The sequence below is a fragment of the Microbacterium hydrocarbonoxydans genome (genome assembly GCF_011752045.1).
GTDB lineage: Bacteria > Actinomycetota > Actinomycetes > Actinomycetales > Microbacteriaceae > Microbacterium.
The window spans coordinates 450,107-469,599 of sequence record NZ_JAAKXW010000005.1 but is presented as its reverse complement, the minus strand read 5'-3'; the positions used below and the strand labels follow the sequence as shown (position 1 = coordinate 469,599).

Genomic DNA, 19,493 nt, shown 5'->3' with positions numbered 1-19,493 from the left:
TCAGTGCTCGCGGACGACGCCGGGGCGGGAGGCGCCCCTGGTGAGCCGCGCGACCACGAGCAGCACGGCGGTGAGGCCGAGGGTGAGCAGCAGCTGCACCCGCGCGCCTGGGTCGACCATCGTGAGCGCGATCACGACGCCGAGCAGCGCGAGGCAGAGCCAGGACAGCCACGGGAAGCCCCACATGCGCATCGGCATGGCCTCGCCGGTGCGGTCGGCGCGACGGCGCAGGATGATCTGCGCGATCGCCGTCGACGTCCAGATGACGATCAGCGTCGAGCCGACCACGTTGAGGAGCGCCGGGAGGACGACGTCGGGGAACGCCCAGTTCAGGCCGACCGTGACGAAGCCGAACGCCACGGAGGCGAGCACGGCGACGTAGGGCACCCCCTTGGGGCTCGTGCGCGTGACGGTCAGCGGCGCGAGCCCGCGCTCCCCCAGCGAGTACGCCATGCGGGAAGCCCCGTAGATGTTCGCGTTCATCGCGGAGAGCAGCGCGATCACGACGATGAGGTCCATCACCAGGCCGACGCCCGGCACGTTCAGCGTGTTCAGCACGGCGGAGAACGGACCGGCCTTGACCGCCTCGTCGTCCCAGGGCAGGACGGCGACGATCACGAAGATCGAGCCGACGTAGAAGATGAGGATGCGCACGACGACCTCGCGCACGATGCGGCGGATGTTGCGCGAGGGGTCGTCGGATTCCGCCGCCGCGATCGCGACGACCTCGGTGCCGCCGAACGCGAACACGACGATGAGGAGCGCGGCGGCGATGCCGGTGATGCCGTGCGGGGCGAAGCCGCCGTTGCCTGTGATGTTCCCCACGCCGGTCGCGGGCACCCCGGGGATGAGTCCGACGATCGCGCACGCGCCGACGACGAGGAAGGCGATGATCGCGGCGACCTTGATCGCGGCGAACCAGAACTCGAAGCGTCCGTAGTTGCGCACGCCGAACAGGTTCACGGCCGTCAGTGCGACGACGAACACGAGAACCCAGATCCACGCGGGGATGCCGGGCACCCAGTTCGCCACGATGCCGCCGGCGCCGGTCGCCTCGGCGGCGATCACGACGACGAGCTGGATCCAGTACAGCCAGCCCACCGCGCTGCCGGCGCTGCGGCCCATCGCCTTCTGCGCGTAGGAGCTGAAGGCGCCGGAGCTGGGGCGGGCGGCGACCATCTCGGCGAGCATCGCCATCACGAGCACGACGATGCCGCCGGCGACGAGGTAGGAGATGAGCACGGCGGGGCCGGCGATGCTGATGGCCTGACCGGAGCCGACGAAGAGCCCGGCGCCGATCGCGCCTCCGAGTCCCATCATCGAGATCTGACGGCGGGTCAGGCCGGGGTGCAGCCCCTTGGTGGTTGTCGTGGTGACGGGCACCTCGGTTCCGGTCATACGGTCGCCTCCTTGCGAACCAGTGCGTCGGCGACGCGGTCGATGTCTTCGATGCTCCCGGAGGAGATGCGCACGCCCTCTCCGGGGAACGCGCGGGCGATCACGCCGCCGGCGCTCAGCAGCTCCTCGAGCTCCTCGGTGCGATCGCCTGCGGGGACCCAGACGAAGTTCGCCTGGGAGGCCACGGCCGGCCAGCCGGCGTCGACGAGGAGGGAGTGCAGACGGTCGCGCTGCGCGACGACCTCCTCGATGCGGACGGCGAGCTCGTCCTCGGCATCCAGAGAGGCCCTGGCGGCGGTCTGCGCGAGGTCGGTGACGCCGAACGGCACGGCGACCTTGCGCTGGTTCTCGGCGATCTCGGCGGGAGCGATCGCGTAGCCGATGCGGAGGCCGGCGAGTCCGTACGCCTTCGAGAACGTGTGCAGCACGGCCACGTGCGGGTGACGGCGGAACAGCTCGATCCCGGCGCCGTATGTTCCGGTGCGGTCGAAGTGCACGTAGGCCTCGTCGATCACCACGAGGATGTCCTGCGGCACCGCCGCGACGAATCTCTCGAGCTCTTCGGCGCCCACGACCGTTCCCGTGGGGTTGTTCGGGTTGCAGACGAGGATCAGCCGCGTGCGCGACGTGATCGCGGCGAGCATGGCGTCGAGGTCGTGGGCGTGCGCGGCGTTCAGCGGCACCGCCACCGGGGTGGCACCGGCGATACGCACCAGCGAGGGGTACGCCTCGAACGAGCGCCAGGCGAACATCACCTCGTCGCCCTCGCCGGCGACGGCGTGGATGAGCTGGGCGGCGAGCTCCACCGACCCGGCGCCGACGGTGACGAGCGCGGGATCGACCTCGTAGCGCGCGGCCAGCTCGGCACGCAGCGCGGCCGCGCTCATGTCGGGGTAGCGGTTGATGCCGCCGAGACGCTCCTGCACCGCGTGGAGCACCGAGGGCAGCGGCGGGTGCGGGGACTCGTTCGACGAGAGCTTGGAGGCTCCGGCGGGCGCCGAGCGGCCCTGGCGGTAGGCGGGAACGGCATCGAGTCCGGCGCGGGCGGGAAGAGTCATCGTCAGAGCGTCCTTGCTGTGATCGGCAGCGGATCGGGGTGCTCCGCCTGCTGTCGAGTCAGGGTAGACCGGATGCCGGAGGCTGAGCAAACGGTGCACCGAACGGTGCGCATCACGCGCAGTCGGTCGGGTCGGATCGAGCATGTACTGTGCAGACTGCACAGCACTCCCTGAGAGGTCGTTATCATCGCCTCATGGGTTCCCCGGCCGGCTTCGAGTTCGACGTGCGCGGAGACGAGGTCGTCATCCGCCATCACGGACGCACGGCGACGGTGCTCCGCGGCGTCAGGGCCGCCGACTTCCTCGAGCAGGTCGAGCACGGCGATCCGCAGCTGCTCATGGCGAGGGTCACCGGGAACTACCGGCGCGGGAATGAGCGCACGGCCGCACGGCATCCGCGGAACGCCCGCTGAGACTCAGCGCGCTGCGCTCACCCCGGCGGGATCGCTCACCGGCAGCCGGCACACGAACGCCCGGCAGTCGTAGGCGCGCTCGCCGTCGACGTCGCCCTTGGCCTCGAAGAGCTCGAATCCGGCCGCCGCGAACGCGCGTGCCTGCGCCGGCGTGAGCACGGCGACCACATCGGCGTCCGCGCGCCGCGCGGCCCGCGCGAGCTCCCCGTCGGGGGATTCCGTGACCACGACGAGCTGTCGCGGCGGCTCGGCGAGGCCCGCGGCCACGCGGAGGATGCTGCCGTGCGCGAACGGCTGCTCGAGCGCGCGGGCGGCGAGTCGCTCCGCCGCGGCGGCGGCGGCCTCCCGGTACCGATCCCCGGCGCCCAGCCGCCACGCGGTGAGCGCGGCCTGCGCGACCGCAGCATCATCGGACGGAAGGTCGCCGTCGGTGTGATCCGGTGCGGGCGGGATGCCGAGAGCGGCGAGCTGCGGGTCGCCGCCCACTCCGGCCAGCGCCGCGTCGAGCAGCATCCTGCCCCGTTCCGCCCAGGAGGCATCGCCCGTGGCGGCGGCGAGCGCGAACAGGCCTCCGGCCAGCAGCGCGTGGTCGCCGGCCGTGGCGACCGCCGACGACGCCTCGCCGTCGAGAGAGGCGCGCGCGAGCCTTCCGTCGGCCTCCCGGTTCGTCGCCAGCACCCGCGCGGCAGCCTTCGCGGCGGCATCGATCCAGGCCGGTTCGCCGAGCGCGGCACCGGCCCTGGCCAGCGCACTCACCGCGAGGCCGTTCCACCCGGTGATGACCTTCCCGTCCACGGCCGGCGGCTCCAGTTCTGCGCGGGCCGCGAGGGGCCGGCGATAGTAGCCGCCCTCGCTGCGCTCCCCGTCGATCCACGACTCCGAATCCTGCGCGGCGCCGAAACCGCCCCCGGTCGTCCGCAGCGTCGTGAGGAGGAAGCCCGCGATCCCTCGCGCGACGGCGTCCTCCCCCGCATCCACGGCCACCTCGAGCAGCTGAGCGTTGTCGGTCAGCATCCGCTCGTAGTGCGGGACGCTCCAGTCGCGCTGCGTGGCGTAGCGGAAGAAGCCGCCGTCCTCGTCGCACAGCTCGGATGCCGCCATGGCGATGAGCGCGCGCCGGGCGGAGGCGGAGGCTTCCGGAGCCGCACGGCGCACGAGCGGACTCTGCAGCAGCTGCAGGGTGGTCGCCACGGGGAATTTCGGCGCACCGCCGAATCCGCCGAACAGCCGATCCTCGCGGGCGGCGATGGCGTCGACCGCGCGGACGAGGGCGTCCTCGTCCGGGAGGGCGGACGGGGCGGATGCCGCTGCGCGCGCGAGCGCGTCGGCGACGGCATCCGCCGACTCCTCGGCCTGTGCGCGCCGCAGGATCCACGCCTCCTGGACCGCCGCGAGCACCTGCCGGAACGACGGCATCGGCGCATGCGGCTCCGGCGGCCAGTAGGTGCCGGCGTAGAAGGCGCGACCCCGCGGCGTGGCGAACACGGTGAGCGGCCAGCCCAGGTTCTGCGTGAAGGCCGAAGCGGCGGCCATGTAGGCGCCGTCGACGTCGGGATGCTCCTCCCGGTCGACCTTCACGGCGACGAAGCCCTCGTTCATCAGCGCCGCCGTCGCAGGGTCGGAGAACGACTCCCTGGCCATCACGTGGCACCAGTGGCATGTCGAGTACCCGATCGAGATCACCAGCGGCACGTCGCGACGCTGCGCCTCGGCGAACGCCTCCGGGCCCCAGGGGTACCAGTCGACGGGGTTGCCGGCGTGCGCCCGCAGGTAGGGGCTGAGGGTGCCGGCGAGCCTGTTGGTCATGCCCTCACGCTACGCCTGGGCGCCTCGGCCGAGGTCCTCAGTTCACGTCGTCCGGGTGGGAGCCGACGCGACCGGATCCGTCGAGCGGGTCGAGTGCGTCGATCGCCGCGATCTCGGCATCCGTCAGCTCGAATCCGAAGACGTCGAGGTTCTCGCGCAGGCGCTCGGCGTGCACCGACTTCGGGAAGACGATGATCCCCTTCTGCAGGTGCCAGCGCAGCACCGCCTGCGCCGGGGTGACCCCGTGCGCGGCAGCGGCGTCGGCGACGGCCGGCGTGCCGAACAGGTCGTACTTGCCCTGGCCGAGCGGACCCCAGGCCTCGATGCGCACGCCGTGCTCCTCCGCCCACGCGACGACCTCGCGCTGCTGGTACGCCGGGTGCAGCTCGATCTGGTTCACGGCCGGCACGACGCCCGTCTCGGCGACCGTCTTCTCGAGGTGCGGCACGAGGAAGTTCGAGACGCCGATGCTGCGGGTGAGCCCTGCGTCGCGCAGCTCGACGAGCTTGGCGAAGGCGTGCACGTAGTCGTCCTTCGCGGGCGTCGGCCAGTGCACGAGGTACAGGTCGACCTGGTCGAGGCCGAGCTTCTCCAGGCTCTCGCCGATCGCGGCGCGCGGCTCGTCGTCGTGGTGGCGGTCGTTCCACAGCTTTGTGGTGACGAAGAGCTCCTCGCGAGGGATGCCGGAGGCGGCGATCGCCGCGCCGACCCCCTCCTCGTTGCCGTAGATCGCGGCGGTGTCGATGTGGCGGTACCCGACCTCCAGAGCCTCGCTCACCGCGCGCTCGGTCTCCGCCGGCGGCACCTTGAAGACGCCGTAGCCGAGCTGGGGGATGGAGTGGCCGTCGTTCAGTTCCAGTGCGGGAATCGTCATGCCTCCACCCTATGAGCTGGTCCGGCGCGAGGGGCCGCCATCGCCTGCGCGGCCCATCCGACGAGGCGCTCGAGCGGCCCGCGCCCCGCGAACATCGACCAGAGGGTGGCGATGAGGAGCAGCCCGACCGCCGTCGCCGCCCAGAACGCGTTGCTCTGGAAGAACCCGCCGGGGCCGCCGAGCAGCGCCACGGTGGTCACGTGGAGACTGTATGCCGACAGCGGCATGGATCCGAGGGCGCCGAGGGGCAGGACGGCCCAGCGCAGCGGACGGCTGAGCAGGAGGCAGAGCGCGATCATCGCCAGCGCGAACCCGCCGGATCCGAGGATCTCCGCGGTGCCGCCGCTGTGCGGCTCCACGGCGAGGAAGGCCGAGAGCGCGGCGCCGAGCGGGTCGGCCTCGGCGAGCGCCCGCGGGTAGTCCTCCCAGCCGCGCGCCGGCTCGGCCTCGGCGACCGCGCGGCTCGGCACGATCGCGCCGAGCCCGTAGCCGGTGACCGCGAGGACGAGCCCGGTCGCCAGCGCCCACCACGCGGTGCGGATGCTGTCCACGCGAAGCCGCCCCAGGGCCATGCCTGCGAACACGAACGCCATCCACACCGTGATCGGGTAGCTCCCGTAGAGGACGAAGCCGATCCCGGCGCCGAACGGCTGCATGGCCACGGCCGTGACCAGCGCGAGCAGGGCCGGCCCCGCGACGGCGAGCGTGCCCGCTGCGACCAGGAGCTGCCAGGGCCTCCAGCGGAGGAAGGGGATGACGGCGACGTAGAGCAGCCCGTACAGCGTGAGGATCACGGCGATCGGCGTGTTCAGCATCTCCAGCGCCAGGCCGATGACGAAGATCATCGCCCCGCGTCCGAGGAGGTTCAGGCGGATGCCGGGCAGCCGCTCGCGCTCCGGGAGCGAGCTGCGCCCTGTCATCAGCACGATGGACACCCCCGCGAGCACGGCGAACAGGATCGACGAGCGCCCGTGAACGAGATCCGTCCAGGTCGCCGGGTCCGCCCAGGCGAAGGCCTCGGTCTCGCCGATGTGCGCACCCGCCATGCCGAGGATCGCGAGCCCGCGGGCCACGTCGAGTCCGAGGACGCGCGGCGGCCGGCCGAACCGGCGGAACCAACGCGCGGGCGGCAGCTCAGTGTTCACCCGATGAATCGTAGGCGGTCGTTCCCGGCATACGATGGAGGGCTATGTCCTCCCCCGTGATCTCCTATCCCCCGGAGCTGCCCGTCAGCGCTGCCAGGGAGGAGATCGCCGACGCCATCCGCGACCACCAGGTCGTCATCGTCGCCGGTGCGACGGGCTCCGGCAAGACCACGCAGCTGCCGAAGATCTGCCTGGACCTGGGCAGGGAGCGCATCGCGCACACCCAGCCGCGCCGGCTCGCCGCCCGCACCATCGCGGAGCGCGTCGCGGAGGAGCTGCAGGTCGAGCTCGGCAGCGTCGTCGGCTACAAGGTGCGCTTCACCGACAAGGTGTCGGACGACACGCGCATCGCGCTGATGACCGACGGCATCCTGCTCAACGAGATCCACCGCGACCGGCTGCTGAAGCGCTACGACACGATCATCATCGACGAGGCGCACGAGCGGTCCCTCAACGTCGACTTCCTCCTCGGCTACCTCGCCCGCATCCTCCCCGAGCGCCCCGACCTCAAGGTGATCATCACCTCGGCGACCATCGACCCGGAGAGCTTCGCGAAGCACTTCGCCGGGGCCGACGGCACGCCGGCGCCGATCATCGAGGTCTCGGGGCGCACGTATCCGGTGGAGATCCGGTACCGGCCGCAGACCGACGAGGACGAGGACGAGGTCACGGAGATCGTCGCTGCGCTCCGCGAGCTCGACCGCGAGGCTCCGGGGGACGTGCTCGTGTTCCTCCCCGGCGAGGCCGAGATCCGCGACGCGGCGGATGCCGTGCGCGGCGCATACGCGAAGGACCGCTCCCCCACCGAGGTGCTGCCGCTGTACGGGCGCCTGTCCGCCGCCGAGCAGCACCGCGTGTTCGAGCGCAGCACGGTCGCCGGAGTCCGCCGGCGGGTCGTGCTCGCCACGAACGTCGCCGAGACGAGTCTCACCGTGCCCGGCATCCGCTATGTGATCGACACCGGCACGGCGCGCATCTCGCGCTACAGCAATCGCTCCAAGGTGCAGCGCCTGCCGATCGAGGCGATCTCGCAGGCGTCGGCGAACCAGCGCTCCGGCCGCGCCGGCCGCACCAGCGAGGGCATCGCGATCCGTCTGTACAGCGAGGAGGACTTCGAGAAGCGGGCCGAGTTCACCGAACCGGAGATCCTGCGCACGTCGCTCGCCTCGGTGATCCTGCAGATGCTGTCGCTCGGGTTCGGCGACATCACCGCCTTCCCGTTCCTCACCCCGCCGGACTCCCGTGGCGTGAAGGCGGCGCTCGACCTGCTCACCGAACTCGGCGCCGTGTCGGGCTCCGGCGACGCCCCGCGCCTCACCCGTGTGGGCCGGGACATCTCGCGCATCCCCATCGACCCCCGCTTCGCCCGGATGCTCATCGAGGCGAGCAGGACCGACGTGGCGCGCGACGTGCTCGCCATCGTCGCAGGGCTGTCCATCCAGGACGTCAGGGAGCGTCCGTCGCAGGACGCGCCGCAGAGCGTGCGCGATGAGGCCGACCGGATGCACGCCCGCTTCGCGGACCCGACGAGCGACTTCCTGTCGATCCTGAACCTGTGGAACCACCTCCGCGAGAAGCAGCGCGAGCTCGGCTCCAGCGCCTTCCGCCGCCTCTGCCGCTCCGAGCATCTGAACTACGTGCGGGTGCGCGAGTGGTTCGACGTGCACCGCCAACTGCGCTCCCTCGTGAAGACGCCGGACGGCACCGGCACCGCGGATCCGGACGCGATCCACAGGGCGCTGCTCTCGGGCCTGCTCTCCCAGATCGGCATCCTCGACGAGCGCAACACAGGCAAGGGGCTCGACCCGAAGAAGAAGCGGGCAGCCGAGTACCGCGGCGCGCGCGGCATCCGCTTCTCGATCTTCCCCGGCTCCGGCCTGCGGAAGAAGAGCCCGCAGGCCGTCATGGCGGCCGAGATCGTGGAGACCTCCCGCACCTACGCGCGCACGGTCGCCGCCATCGACCCCGCCTGGGCGGAGGCCCTCGCCGGAGACCTCGCCAAGCGCCAGGTCACGGAGCCGCACTGGTCGAAGGATGCCGGCGCCGCCGTCGCCTACGAGAAGGTGACCCTGTTCGGCGTGGAGATCATCCCGCGCCGCCGCGTGCAGTTCGCGCGCATCGATCGCGCCGCCTCGCGCGAGCTGTTCGTGCGCCACGCCCTCGTCGAGGGCGAGTGGGACCCCTCGCGCATCGACAAGAGGGTCAGCGCGTTCTGGCGCAGCAACGCCGAGCTCCGCCGGCGCCTCGAGAAGCTCGAGGAGCGGGAGCGCCGTCGCGACATCCTCGCCGGCGACGAGGCCGTGTTCCGGTTCTACGACGAGCGCATCCCCGCCGACGTCTTCGACGTGCGCTCCTTCGAGAGGTGGTGGCGCGACGCCCTCGCGAAGACGCCGAAGCTGCTCGTCATGCGCGAGAGCGACCTTCTCGACGACGACAGCCGGGCGGACCAGAGCGAGTTCCCGACGCGCTGGACGCAGGGCGATCAGGTGCTGGGACTCGCCTACCGCTTCGAGCCGGGCGCGGCCGATGACGGCGTCAGCGTCGTCATCCCGCTCGCCCTGCTCGCACAGATCGAGGACCGCGGCTTCGACTGGCAGGTCCCGGGCCTGCGCGCCGAGCTCATCACGGGACTCCTCCGCGCCCTGCCGAAGGCGATCCGCAGGCACGTCGTCCCCGCCGCCGACTGGGCCGAGAAGTTCGGAGCCGAGCTCGCCGGCGACGGCCCCGAGTCGCATGGCGGGGTGCCGCAGCGCTCCCTCAAGGAGGCGCTGGCCCGGCTCATCCAGCCGCTCGCCAACCAGCTGGTCACCGCCGCCGACTTCGAGGACGAGCGGGTGCCCGCGCACCTGCGCATGAACTTCCGCGCCGTCGACGAGCGCGGGCGCGTCGCCGGATCCGACCGCGACCTCGCAGCCCTGCAGGCGCAGCTCGCCGGCCGGGCGCGCAGCAGCGTCGCCCGGTCCGTCGCCGCGCCGGCGATGCCGCGACCGGGATCGCAGACTCCCGCAGCCGCCCCGATGACGAGCATCGAGCAGGACGGGCTGACCGCGTGGACCTTCGGAGACCTGCCCGAGGTGCTCGACACCCGCGTCGCCGGCGGCGTCGTGCGCGGCTATCCGGCGATCGTCGATCAGGGCAAGACGGTCTCGGTGCGGGTCGAGGCGACGGCGGATGCCGCAGCCGCGGCGACCCGCGAGGGCGTGCTGCGCCTCGTGCTGCTCGCGGTGCCCTCCCCCTCGTCGTACGTGCAGCAGCACCTCACCAGCCAGGAGAAGCTCGCACTCGCGGCCTCGCCGTACCAGAATGCGGCGGCGCTGATCGAGGACTGCCGCGCCGCCGTCGCGCGCGCCGTGATCGAGCGGACCGTCCCCGGCGGCATCGTCCGCACCGCGGCCGGGTTCGAGCGCGTGCGCGACGCCGTCTCCGCCGCGCTCGTGGACGAGCTGTTCGCCTGCGTCTCGCTCGTGGCGCGGATCCTGACAAAGTCCCGCGAGGTCGAGCGCGGCATCAAGTCGCAGAACTCGCTCGCCCTCCTCGGCCCGCTGAACGACATCCGCACCCAGCTCGCCGGGCTCCTGCATCCCGGTTTCGTCTCCGCCACCGGCGTCGAGCGCCTCGCCCACCTCCCTCGATATCTCGATGGGATGCTCGAACGCCTGAAGACCCTGGCGAACGAGCCGGGCAAGGACCGGTCGCGCATGAGCGAGTTCGAGCGGATGGCGAAGGCCTACGAGGATGCCGGAGGGGCGATCCCGCTGCCCGCCGATGCCGCCCCCGCGCTCGCGGAGACCCGCTGGCTGCTCGAGGAGTACAGAGTGAGCGTGTTCGCGCAGCGCCTCGGCACCGCGCAGCCGGTGTCACCGCAGCGCATCATGAAGGCTCTCGCCGCCTCCGGTCGTTGAGCGAGCGGCGCGGGACGAGACGCGGACGGCGTAGCCTGAGACCATGACTCGCGCGATCGTCTACACCGAGTTCGGCTCCCCGGATGTCCTCCACCTCATCGAGATCCCCGATCCCGTGCCGCTGCGCGACGAGGTGGTCGTGCGGATAGAGGCGGCCGGCGTCAATCCGATCGACGCGAAGCTGCGCAGCGCCAAGCGGCCGTCACCGCCGATCACCGAGCCCCGCCCTGTCGGCTTCGACGGCGCGGGAGTGATCACCGCCGTCGGCGAGGCCGTCGAGGGGTTCCTCCCCGGCGACCGGGTGGCGATCCACGACACCCGCGGCACCTACGCCTCCGCGCTCGCCGTCCCGGCGCAGAACATCGCACTCCTCCCCGACGCGGTCACCGCCGCGGAGGGAGCCGGCATCGGCATCCCCGCCGGCACCGCGTACCAGTCGCTGCTCTCCCTCGGCGTCCGCGCGGGCGATGCGCTTCTCGTGCACGCCGGCTCCGGCGCGGTCGGACAGGCGGCCGTGCAGTTCGCCGTCGCGTGGGGTGCGACCGTGATCGCCACCGGCAGCCCGGCACGCCACGATCAGCTCCGCGAGCTCGGCGCGATCCCGGTGGCCTACGGCGAGGGGCTGCTCGAACGGGTGCGCGCGGCTGCGCCCTCCCCCGTCACCGTCGCGCTGGACTGCGCCGGCACCGACGAGGCCATCGAGACCTCCCTCGCGCTGGTCGAGGATCGCGACCGCATCGCCACCATCGTCCGCGGACCGGATGCCGCCGACTTCGGCATCCGCGCGTTCTCCGGCGGGTCGCCCGTGCCCCTCACCGACCAGGAGAAGGCGTGGCGGGCCGAGGCGCTGCCGAAGACGATCGAGCTCATCGCGGCCGGCGACTTCACGATCGAGCTCGGCCCCGAGCTGCCTCTCGCGGAGGCGGCCAGGGCGCACGAGCTCGTCGAGTCCGGCGAGGCCGACGGGAAGATCATCCTGGTCCCGTAGCTCAGGTCGGGCGATCGAACGAGGCCTTCAGCGCCTCGATCACCACCGTGCGCTCGCGCCGAGCCAGCCAGCGGTAGACGGGGGTCATCAGGCGGGAGGCACCGTAGGTCTGCAGCCGGGCGTGATGGCGCACCTCCGTCGCGCGCGGGCCGATGGCCTGAAGACGGTACCCCGGCCACCCCTCGGCCTTGAGAGTCCCTCTCGACGACGCGTCCCACCAGTGGAAGACGATCGCCGTCGGGCGTTCGAACTCGGCGACGTCACCCGGGGTGTCCCCCGCCGAGGTCTGATCGAAGTACGTCGTGCCGAGGCCGACCGGCCCCGGCGAGGTCTGCCGGGTCTGGCGCAGGAGGCTCCCCCGCTTCGGCATCCAGTCCGCGTAGCCGCCGATGTCCGCGATCCGATCGAAGACCTCCTCGACCGGCGCGTCGATCACGCGCACCAGCTCGAACTCGACGACGCCCATGAGCTCATGGTCCTCCGGTGGGTCACGCTGTGCAACAGTTCGACATACGCCGCGGCACCGCGCGCCCGCTCAGGAAAATGGTCTGATGAGCGAGTTCGCCACCCAGCAGATCCAGGCCGGCTACGTCCCCGGGACGCCGCAGAACAGCGCCGTGCCTCCGCTCTACCAGACGGCGGCGTACCAGTTCGCCTCGCTCGCCGACGCCGCGGAGCTGTTCGCACTGCGCAAGTCGGGCAACCTGTACAGCCGCAACGCCAGCCCGACGCAGCAGGTGCTCGAAGAGCGCGTCGCCGCTCTCGAGGGCGGCGCCTCCGCCGTGGCCGTCGCCTCGGGACAGGCCGCCGTGGCGGTCACCCTCCTCGCGATCGTCGGCGTGCGCGGCCACATCGTCGCCGCCAACCAGCTGTACGGCGGCACCGTCGACCTGTTCCAGGAGACCTTCGAGGACTTCGGCATCCCGGTCACCTTCGTCGACCAGGACGACCCGGAGGCGTGGCGCGCCGCGATCCGCCCCGACACTCGCGCGCTGTTTGCCGAGTCGGTCGCGAACCCGGTCGCTCAGGTGCTCGACATCCGCCTCGTCGCCGACATCGCCCACGAGGCGGGCGTCCCGCTCGTGATCGACAACACGGTCGGCACGCCGTACCTGGTGCGCCCGGGCGAGCACGGCGCCGACTTCGTCGTGCACTCCGCGACCAAGTTCCTCTCCGGGCACGGCACCTCCCTCGGCGGCGTCGTCGTCGACCAGGGCACGTTCGACTTCGGCGCCGAGCCCGAGCGCTGGCCGCACTTCACCGCGGAGTACCGGCGCGTCCCCGGCCTGGTGCTCTGGGAGCGCTTCGGCATCGGACAGGCGTTCGCCGCGCTCGTGAAGTCGAAGTACGTGCACGACCTCGGCCCGTCGCTGTCCCCGTTCAACGCCTGGCAGATCCTGCAGGGCATCGAGACGCTCGACCTGCGAGTGTCCCGGCAGAGCTCCAGCGCCCTCGCGGTCGCGCAGTTCCTGGCGCAGCATCCGTCGGTCGCGAAGGTCAACCACCCCGGCCTCGAGGGCAATCCCTGGCACGACCTGGCCGAGCGCTACCTGCCCCAGGGTGTGCCGTCGGTGTTCTCCTTCGATCTGGCCGGCCCCGAGGACGAGGGCACGCAGGAGCGGATCGGGCGCGTGATCGACGGCCTGAAGGTCGTGCGCCTCATCGCGAACATCGGCGACGCCCGCAGCATGGTCGCGCACCCGGCCTCGATGACCCACTCGCACCTGAACGCCGAGCAGCGCGCCGCCGCGGGCATCTCGCTGAACACGATCCGCATCTCCCTCGGCCTCGAGGACCCGCGCGACATCATCGCCGACCTGGACCAGGCACTCGCTAGGGCCTGAGCAGGATGCGGTATCCGCGGCGCGCGTCGTAGCCGTGGATCTCCCGGGTGTCGAGCACCCGCATGAACGCGAGCACTTCGCGGGTGATGATCTGCCCTGGCACCAGCACCGGGAAGCCCGGAGGGTAGGGCGTGACGAAACCGGCTGAGACCGGACGGTCACCGCGCTCGACGCGCTCGCGCAGCTCCGCGGGGAGCACGTGCTCGACGGCGCCACGGCGCTGCCCGCGGAAGAACGCCGCTCTGAGGTCGCCGTCCGGCAGCACGTCGTCGGTGGCGTTTCCGGCGCGAACGCGCTGAAGTCGGGCAGCGGCGGCATCGGCGCCTCGGCAGGGGCGTCCTCGTCGGCGTCGTATTGGGCCTGGTCCTCATCGAACAGCTCCGCGAGCTTCACCAGCACCTCGATGAGGTAGGCGATCGCGCTGCGCGACGTGCCGATGTTCGTCATGAAGAGCACCGTGTTGCGGCTGGTCTTGTTGACCTGGATGCCGTAGCGGTCCATCAGGTGCTCGTGCTTGAAGGTGTCCCCGTCGACGCCGGTGCGGCTGATCTCGATCGTGACGCGGCTCGGATCGATGACGAACTCGTCGTCCGCCCAGGCCTGCCACATCGGCGCGAGTCCGCCACGGTGCGGCATCGGCCGCCCGGTTCCGCGATACTCGGCCGGGATCAGGTCGTGCGCCGTGAGCACGCGGAAGGTCCGTCGCAGCAGCGGGTGCCGTGAGATCGCCTGCGCGAGGCTCGTGCCGAGATCGAGCTGCCGCTGCACGAGCTCGAACCCCTCGAGCTCCACCTGCCGGCGGCCGATGTCCAGCGAGGCGAGGATCTGATAGTTGGGGGACGTCGAGGTGTGCGTCATGTACGCCTCGTGGAACGGATCCTCCGCGTCGCGCTTCCAGTCCTGGTCGTAGACGTGGATCATCGACCCCTGACGCAGCGCCGTCAGCGTCTTGTGCGTCGACTGCGTCGCGTAGACCCGGATCCGCGCCTGGGGCGACGGCACGAGCCGCTCCCGCAGCCAGACCTCGTCGGGTGCCGGGTTCCCCTCCGCATCGAACAGGACCTCCCGCTGGGCGCGGTGCGCCGCGGAATGCGCTGCCGTGCGCAGCCGCGCCTCGAGATGCCTGGCCGCCGCCATCGCCGTGCGCCGGCGGGTGACGGGATGGAACGCGGCGAAGGCGAACCACGCCTCGTCCCACAGGAACACCAGGTCGGGCTTGATCGCCAGGCACTCCGCCATGACGCGTTCGGGGTCGTACACGATGCCGTCGAAGGTGCAGTTGGTGAGCGTGATCATGCGCACCTCGTCGAGCCGTCCCGCCGCGCGATAGTCGAGCAGCAGCTTCTTGATGCGCTCGATGGGCACCGCACCGTAGAACGCGAACTCGTCGAGGGGATACGCCTCGAGGTAGGCCGGGCGCGCACCGGTGAGCATCACCGCGTGATGGTGCGACTTGTGGCAGTTCCGGTCGACGAGCACGACGTCGTTCGGCGCCACGAGCGCCTGATGCACGATCTTGTTCGCCGTCGACGTGCCGTTGGTCACGAAGAAAGTGTGCTTCGCCCCGTAGGCGCGACCGGCGAGCGCCTGCGCCTTCTTGAGCGTGCGCACCGGGGCGAGCAGCGAGTCCAGTCCGCCCGAGGTCGCGCTGGTCTCGGCCAGCAGCAGGTTGAGGCCGTAGAAGTCGGCGAGATCCCGGATCCACCGCGACCCGACCACGGAGCCGCCCCGGGCGACCGGCAGCGCGTGGAACACGCCGACCGGCCGGCGCGCGTGGTCCTGGATCGCCGAGAAGAACGGGGTGTCGTACAGGTGCGAGACGCGCCGCAGCAGCGTCAGGTGCAGCTCGAGCTGATCCTCCCGGCGGAAGACGCGGCGGAACCGTCGGGTGAGCACGCCAGCGAGATCCTCGATGTGCGCCCCTGCCATCAGGTAGAGGTCGAGCTCCGGGCGGATCGAGGACAGCGTGTCGGCGAGGCCCAGCACGCGGTGCACCGAGGCGAGAGGACTCGAAGACGCGCCCGGCAGCGACGTGCCGTGCGTGCGGGCCAGCTCGATGACGCTGCGCAGGTCTCGGCTGAGGTGCTGGCGCGTCCGCTCGCTGAAGCCCGGTCGCACGACGCAGGCGAGGATGTTCGGGTTGGTCAGCACCGCGGCCACGGCGTCGTCGGCCGAGGGGACGACGACCGCCTCGTACACGAAGGCGTCGGCGGGCGCGCGCAGGCGCAGGACCTCGGAGCGGATGCTGTCGCGGTCGGCGGTCGTCGTCTCGTCGACGATGAGCACCTCGAAGCGAGGGCGCGGGTCGGCGTCTCCCGCCAGCTCCACCCGCTCGAGCTCGTCGAGGGGCTCGTCCCGCGGCTCTTCCGGGAGGGTGTCTCCGCGCAGGCGCTTCACGACCCGGCTGATGCGCTCCATGGCCGTGTGGAAGTCGCCGTCGGACAGCAGAACGCCGATGCCCCGGACGTAACGCTGTCCCACGCCCGCCCAGTACAGCTCGATCGTCTCCAGCGCCCGCAGCGAGCGATGTATCTCGCCGTCGGCGGCGAGACCCGCCACGCCGTCTCCGCTGAGGGCCAGTCGCTTCACCGCGAACAGGAGATACTCCCAGGCGTCGCTGCGCAGGCGCCAGGTGCTGGAGGGCATCCCCGGATTCCGCTCCAGCTGCGACCCCGCGTCGCGCCCGATCGCGATCAGTCGTTCCTGCGGCGACGCCGTCTCCTCCATGCTGCGCCTCCATCGGCGGCCGAAGCTGACCTCGTCCGAGCGGAGGAGGTGCTTGAGTGTATCCCCACCCGGCACCGGTTTTGGAAAAGCTACGCTGAGACCATGACTGGTCTTCGTTGGGGAATCCTCGCGACCGGCGGCATCGCCGGCGCGTTCGCATCCGATCTGCGCACCGCGGGGCTCGACCTCGTCGCGGTCGGCTCACGCTCTCAGGAGTCCGCCGACGCCTTCGCCCGTCGTTTCGACATCCCGCGGGCGCACGCCTCCTACGAGGCGCTCGTCGCCGACCCCGACGTCGACATCGTCTACGTGTCCACGCCGCACCCGATGCACCACGAGAACGCGCGTCTCGCACTCGAGGCCGGCAAGCACGTGCTCGTGGAGAAGCCGTTCACGCTGAACCGGGCGGAGGCGGAGGACCTCCGGATCCTCGCAGCCGAGCGCGGGCTGCTCGTGATGGAGGCGATGTGGGCGCGCTACCTGCCGCACATGGCCCGCATCCGTGAGATCGTCGCGGCCGGCACGCTGGGAGAGATCCGCGCGGTGAGCGCCGACCACACCCAGCTCCTGCCCGACGATCCGGCGCACCGGCTGAACGCCCTCGAACTCGGCGGCGGGGCCCTCCTCGACCTCGGCATCTACCCGATCTCCTTCGTCTGGGACGTCCTCGGCGCCCCGACGAGCATCCGCGCCGTCGGGCGCCTCATCGACACCGGGGCGGACGCCGAGGTCGCGACCGTGATGACGCACGAGGGCGGTGCGATCTCGACGACCCTCTCCTCCTCGCGCGCCGCCGGCCCCAACGTCGCCAGCATCGTCGGTACGGCCGCCCGCATCGAGATCGACACCGTCTGGTACTCCCCCACGACGTTCCGCGTGATCCTGCCGGACGGCACGGTCGCCGAGGAGTTCGCCTCCTCCGAGGTCGCCGGCCGCGGCATGGAGTACCAGGCCAGGGCTGCGGAGCGCTTCGTGCGGGACGGCCTCCTCGACAGCGACGTCCTCCCGATCGCCGAGAGCGTGGCCATCATGGGCACGCTCGACGAGATCCGCGCGCAGATCGGCGTGCGGTACCCGCAGGAGGGAACGACCAATGGCTGACTTCACCGACGCGCGCGTCGCCGTCTACCTGGACTTCGACAACATCGTCATCTCCTGGTACGACCGCGTGCACGGCCGCAACGCCTACGGCAAGGACCGGCAGCGCATCACCGACAACCCGAACGACCCCGAGGTGCTCGACCGCCTCGGCCGGGCGATGATCGAGGTCGGAGCCATCATCGACTACGCCGCGTCGTTCGGCACCCTCGTGCTCACGCGGGCCTACGCCGACTGGTCGTCACCCGTGAACGCCGAGTACCGCTCCCAGCTGGTGGCGCGCGCGGTGGACCTCGTGCAGCTGTTCCCGGCGGCCGCGTACGCGAAGAACGGCGCCGACATCCGGCTCGCCGTGGATGCGGTGGAGGACATGTTCCGCCTCCCCGATCTCACCCATGTCGTGATCGTGGCCGGCGACAGCGACTACGTCCCGCTCGCGCAGCGCTGCAAGCGCCTCGGCCGCTACGTGATCGGCGTCGGCGTCGCCGGCTCCACCGCGAAGTCCCTCGCCGCCGCCTGCGACGAGTTCGAGTCCTACGACTCCCTGCCCGGTGTGGCCCGCCCGGCAAAGGCGGCGCCCGCCCCGGCGGAGACGACGGATGCCGCGGCGGAGCCGGCCGTGAAGGCCAAGGCCGCCCCCAAGACGAAGACGGCGAAGGCCAAAGCCGCGCCGGCGAAGCTCGACGAGCAGGGCGAGGCCACCGAGCTGCTGCAGCGGGCCCTCCGCCTCGGCCATGACAAGGCCGGTGCCGACGAGTGGCTTCACAGCTCGGCCGTGAAGACGCACATGCGTCGCATGGACCCCTCGTTCAGCGAGAAGGCGCTCGGCTACCGCTCTTTCTCGGACTTCGTGAAGTCACGCGAGGACATCGCCGAGCTGGAGGAGACCGGCCACGAGCGGCTGGTCCGGCTGCGCGAGGCCGCCGGCTGAGAGGCCAGCGGCGCACGAGCGCCACTCAGACGTCGGCGGTTCGCAGAGCACGCCACCCGACGGCGACCACGACGGCGAGGAACACGGCGACGGCCGCGTACGCCACCCGCGGCCCTGCGAGATCGGCGAGCCCGCCGATCAGGAGGCCGGTGATGACCGTGGACCCCGGCAGCATCATCGCCCAGATGCCCATCACCCTGCCGCGCATCGCGGCCGGCGTCTCCAGCAGCACCAGGGCGTTCGCGCGCGCGATGAACCACATCGAGGTCGCCCCGGCGAGCGCGATCGTGACGAGCAGCGCGCCCAGCACGGGCGACCAGGCGGCGAGCAGCACCGCACCTGCCAGGGCCACGGCGAGCGCACGCACCTCCTCGCTGCGCGGCACCGCCGGCCCCGTGGCAGACAGCAGGGCGCCGGGGAGCGCTCCGACGCCGAACGCCACCGCGATCGCCGCGTAGCCGCCTCCCCCGGCGTGGAACACGTCGGAGGCCATCAGGGGCATCACCACGGCGATGTTGTAGGAGGCCGCCGCGCCGATCGCGAGCAGCAGCGTCGTCCGGATCCGCGGCGTGCCCATCGCGAACCGCCAGGGGGAACGCGGCCGGTGCGCGGCAGCCGGCGCACGCCCCTGCATGCCGTCCGGCACGCGCTCCGTGCTGATCCGCGGCACGCGCAGGCGGAGCAGCACGACGAGGGACGGCAGGAACGAGACCGCGTTGAACACGAAGCACCAGCCGGGGTCGCCGACGGCCAGAATCGCCCCGGCGACGGCGGGCCCGAAGATCCGCGAGGCGTTGATGACGACCTCGTTCATGCTGACCGCGCTCGTCGTGCCCTCGGGTCCGACGAGATCGAGCACGAGGAGCTGCCGGGCGGGGTTGTCCGCCGCGAACGCCAGTCCCTGCACGAGCGACAGGGCGAACAGAGCGGGGAGTCCGGCCGTGCCGGTGAACGACAGCACCGCGAGCGCCGCGGCGACGAGCATCTGCAGCACGTGCGTCGCGAGGAGGACGGAGCGCCGGGAGAAGCGGTCGACGAACATCCCCGCGAACGAACCGGCCAGCAGGGTCGGCAGCATCACGACGCCGACGATCGCCCCGAACGCGACGCCGTCGCCTCCGAGCTCGACGACGAGCCAGGCGATCGCGACGGTCGAGGCGGTGCCCCCGGAGCCGGAGACGAACGCGGCGATGCTCCACCGGCGGTACTGCGCGTCGCGCAGAGCCGCGAAGGACCGGGCGAGCACGGCCGGCGACAGCCGCTCACGCAGGGCGCGCCACACCGTCGCTCTCCCCGATCCCTGTGCGGA

Annotated in this window: 13 protein-coding genes and 2 pseudogenes; 6 read left to right on the top strand and 9 right to left on the bottom strand. The window is 71.7% G+C overall.

Translation table 11 applies throughout. From position 1 onward, the window contains the following. Both G6G98_RS16125 and G6G98_RS16120 read right to left on the bottom strand, forming a co-directional pair. Nucleotides 1–1,398, bottom strand: coding sequence for an amino acid permease (locus G6G98_RS16125; RefSeq protein WP_084788502.1), 1,398 nt, complete (start codon nt 1,396–1,398; stop codon nt 1–3). Beyond that, nucleotides 1,395–2,456, bottom strand: coding sequence for a histidinol-phosphate transaminase (locus G6G98_RS16120; protein WP_164234489.1), 1,062 nt, complete (start codon nt 2,454–2,456; stop codon nt 1,395–1,397). Before G6G98_RS16120 ends, G6G98_RS16125 begins: the two co-directional genes overlap by 4 nt. A gap of 194 nt (nt 2,457–2,650) precedes the next feature. Between G6G98_RS16120 and G6G98_RS16115 the strand changes: the two genes are divergently transcribed. Continuing rightward, nucleotides 2,651–2,869, top strand: coding sequence for a hypothetical protein (locus G6G98_RS16115; RefSeq protein ID WP_164234488.1), 219 nt, complete (start codon nt 2,651–2,653; stop codon nt 2,867–2,869). Between the two features lie 3 nt (nt 2,870–2,872). Here G6G98_RS16115 and G6G98_RS17295 read toward each other — a convergent pair whose 3' ends face one another. The 4 genes and pseudogenes from G6G98_RS17295 to G6G98_RS16100 all read right to left on the bottom strand — a co-directional run bounded on the left by G6G98_RS17295 (nt 2,873) and on the right by G6G98_RS16100 (nt 6,694). Further along, on the bottom strand, nt 2,873–3,382 hold the full coding sequence (locus tag G6G98_RS17295; RefSeq protein ID WP_432207079.1) for a hypothetical protein: 510 nt from the start codon (nt 3,380–3,382) through the stop codon (nt 2,873–2,875). A gap of 816 nt (nt 3,383–4,198) precedes the next feature. Then, nucleotides 4,199–4,675, bottom strand: a pseudogene (locus G6G98_RS17290) (DUF255 domain-containing protein); the annotation flags it as partial. Between the two features lie 37 nt (nt 4,676–4,712). Next, nucleotides 4,713–5,549, bottom strand: coding sequence for an aldo/keto reductase (locus G6G98_RS16105; protein WP_164234486.1), 837 nt, complete (start codon nt 5,547–5,549; stop codon nt 4,713–4,715). After that, on the bottom strand, nt 5,546–6,694 hold the full coding sequence (locus tag G6G98_RS16100; protein ID WP_243842153.1) for a heparan-alpha-glucosaminide N-acetyltransferase domain-containing protein: 1,149 nt from the start codon (nt 6,692–6,694) through the stop codon (nt 5,546–5,548). Before G6G98_RS16100 ends, G6G98_RS16105 begins: the two co-directional genes overlap by 4 nt. A gap of 44 nt (nt 6,695–6,738) precedes the next feature. On the opposite strand from G6G98_RS16100, the gene hrpA reads away from it, so the two are divergent. Both hrpA and G6G98_RS16090 read left to right on the top strand, forming a co-directional pair. Next, nucleotides 6,739–10,596, top strand: a complete 3,858-nt coding sequence (gene hrpA / locus G6G98_RS16095) for an ATP-dependent RNA helicase HrpA (RefSeq protein WP_164234485.1) — start codon at nt 6,739–6,741, stop codon at nt 10,594–10,596. A 43-nt stretch (nt 10,597–10,639) separates the two neighbouring features. After that, entirely contained in the window at nt 10,640–11,584 is a 945-nt protein-coding gene (locus G6G98_RS16090) for a quinone oxidoreductase family protein (protein ID WP_164234484.1), read from the top strand. Nucleotide 11,585: 1 nt separating this feature from the next. On the opposite strand, the gene G6G98_RS16085 is transcribed toward G6G98_RS16090, so the two are convergent. Further along, a complete protein-coding gene (locus G6G98_RS16085) occupies nt 11,586–12,050 on the bottom strand; it encodes an SRPBCC family protein (protein ID WP_164234483.1) in 465 nt (154 codons plus the stop codon). Between G6G98_RS16085 and G6G98_RS16080 the strand changes: the two genes are divergently transcribed. Further along, nucleotides 11,974–13,428, top strand: coding sequence for an O-acetylhomoserine aminocarboxypropyltransferase/cysteine synthase family protein (locus G6G98_RS16080; protein WP_347877972.1), 1,455 nt, complete (start codon nt 11,974–11,976; stop codon nt 13,426–13,428). The genes G6G98_RS16085 and G6G98_RS16080 overlap by 77 nt on opposite strands. On the opposite strand, the pseudogene G6G98_RS16075 reads toward G6G98_RS16080, so the two are convergent. Beyond that, nucleotides 13,418–16,074, bottom strand: a pseudogene (locus tag G6G98_RS16075) (aminotransferase class I/II-fold pyridoxal phosphate-dependent enzyme). The gene G6G98_RS16080 and the pseudogene G6G98_RS16075 overlap by 11 nt on opposite strands. Before the next feature lie 183 nt (nt 16,075–16,257). On the opposite strand from G6G98_RS16075, the gene G6G98_RS16070 reads away from it, so the two are divergent. Both G6G98_RS16070 and G6G98_RS16065 read left to right on the top strand, forming a co-directional pair. Next, on the top strand, nt 16,258–17,256 hold the full coding sequence (locus G6G98_RS16070; RefSeq protein WP_164234482.1) for a Gfo/Idh/MocA family protein: 999 nt from the start codon (nt 16,258–16,260) through the stop codon (nt 17,254–17,256). After that, nucleotides 17,249–18,184: an NYN domain-containing protein gene (locus G6G98_RS16065; RefSeq protein ID WP_164234481.1), complete on the top strand. Its 936-nt coding sequence runs from the start codon at nt 17,249–17,251 to the stop codon at nt 18,182–18,184. The genes G6G98_RS16070 and G6G98_RS16065 overlap by 8 nt, the downstream gene beginning before the upstream one ends. Before the next feature lie 25 nt (nt 18,185–18,209). Here G6G98_RS16065 and G6G98_RS16060 read toward each other — a convergent pair whose 3' ends face one another. Next, nucleotides 18,210–19,466, bottom strand: a complete 1,257-nt coding sequence (locus G6G98_RS16060; RefSeq protein WP_164234480.1) for an MFS transporter — start codon at nt 19,464–19,466, stop codon at nt 18,210–18,212. Nucleotides 19,467–19,493: the final 27 nt, after the last annotated feature.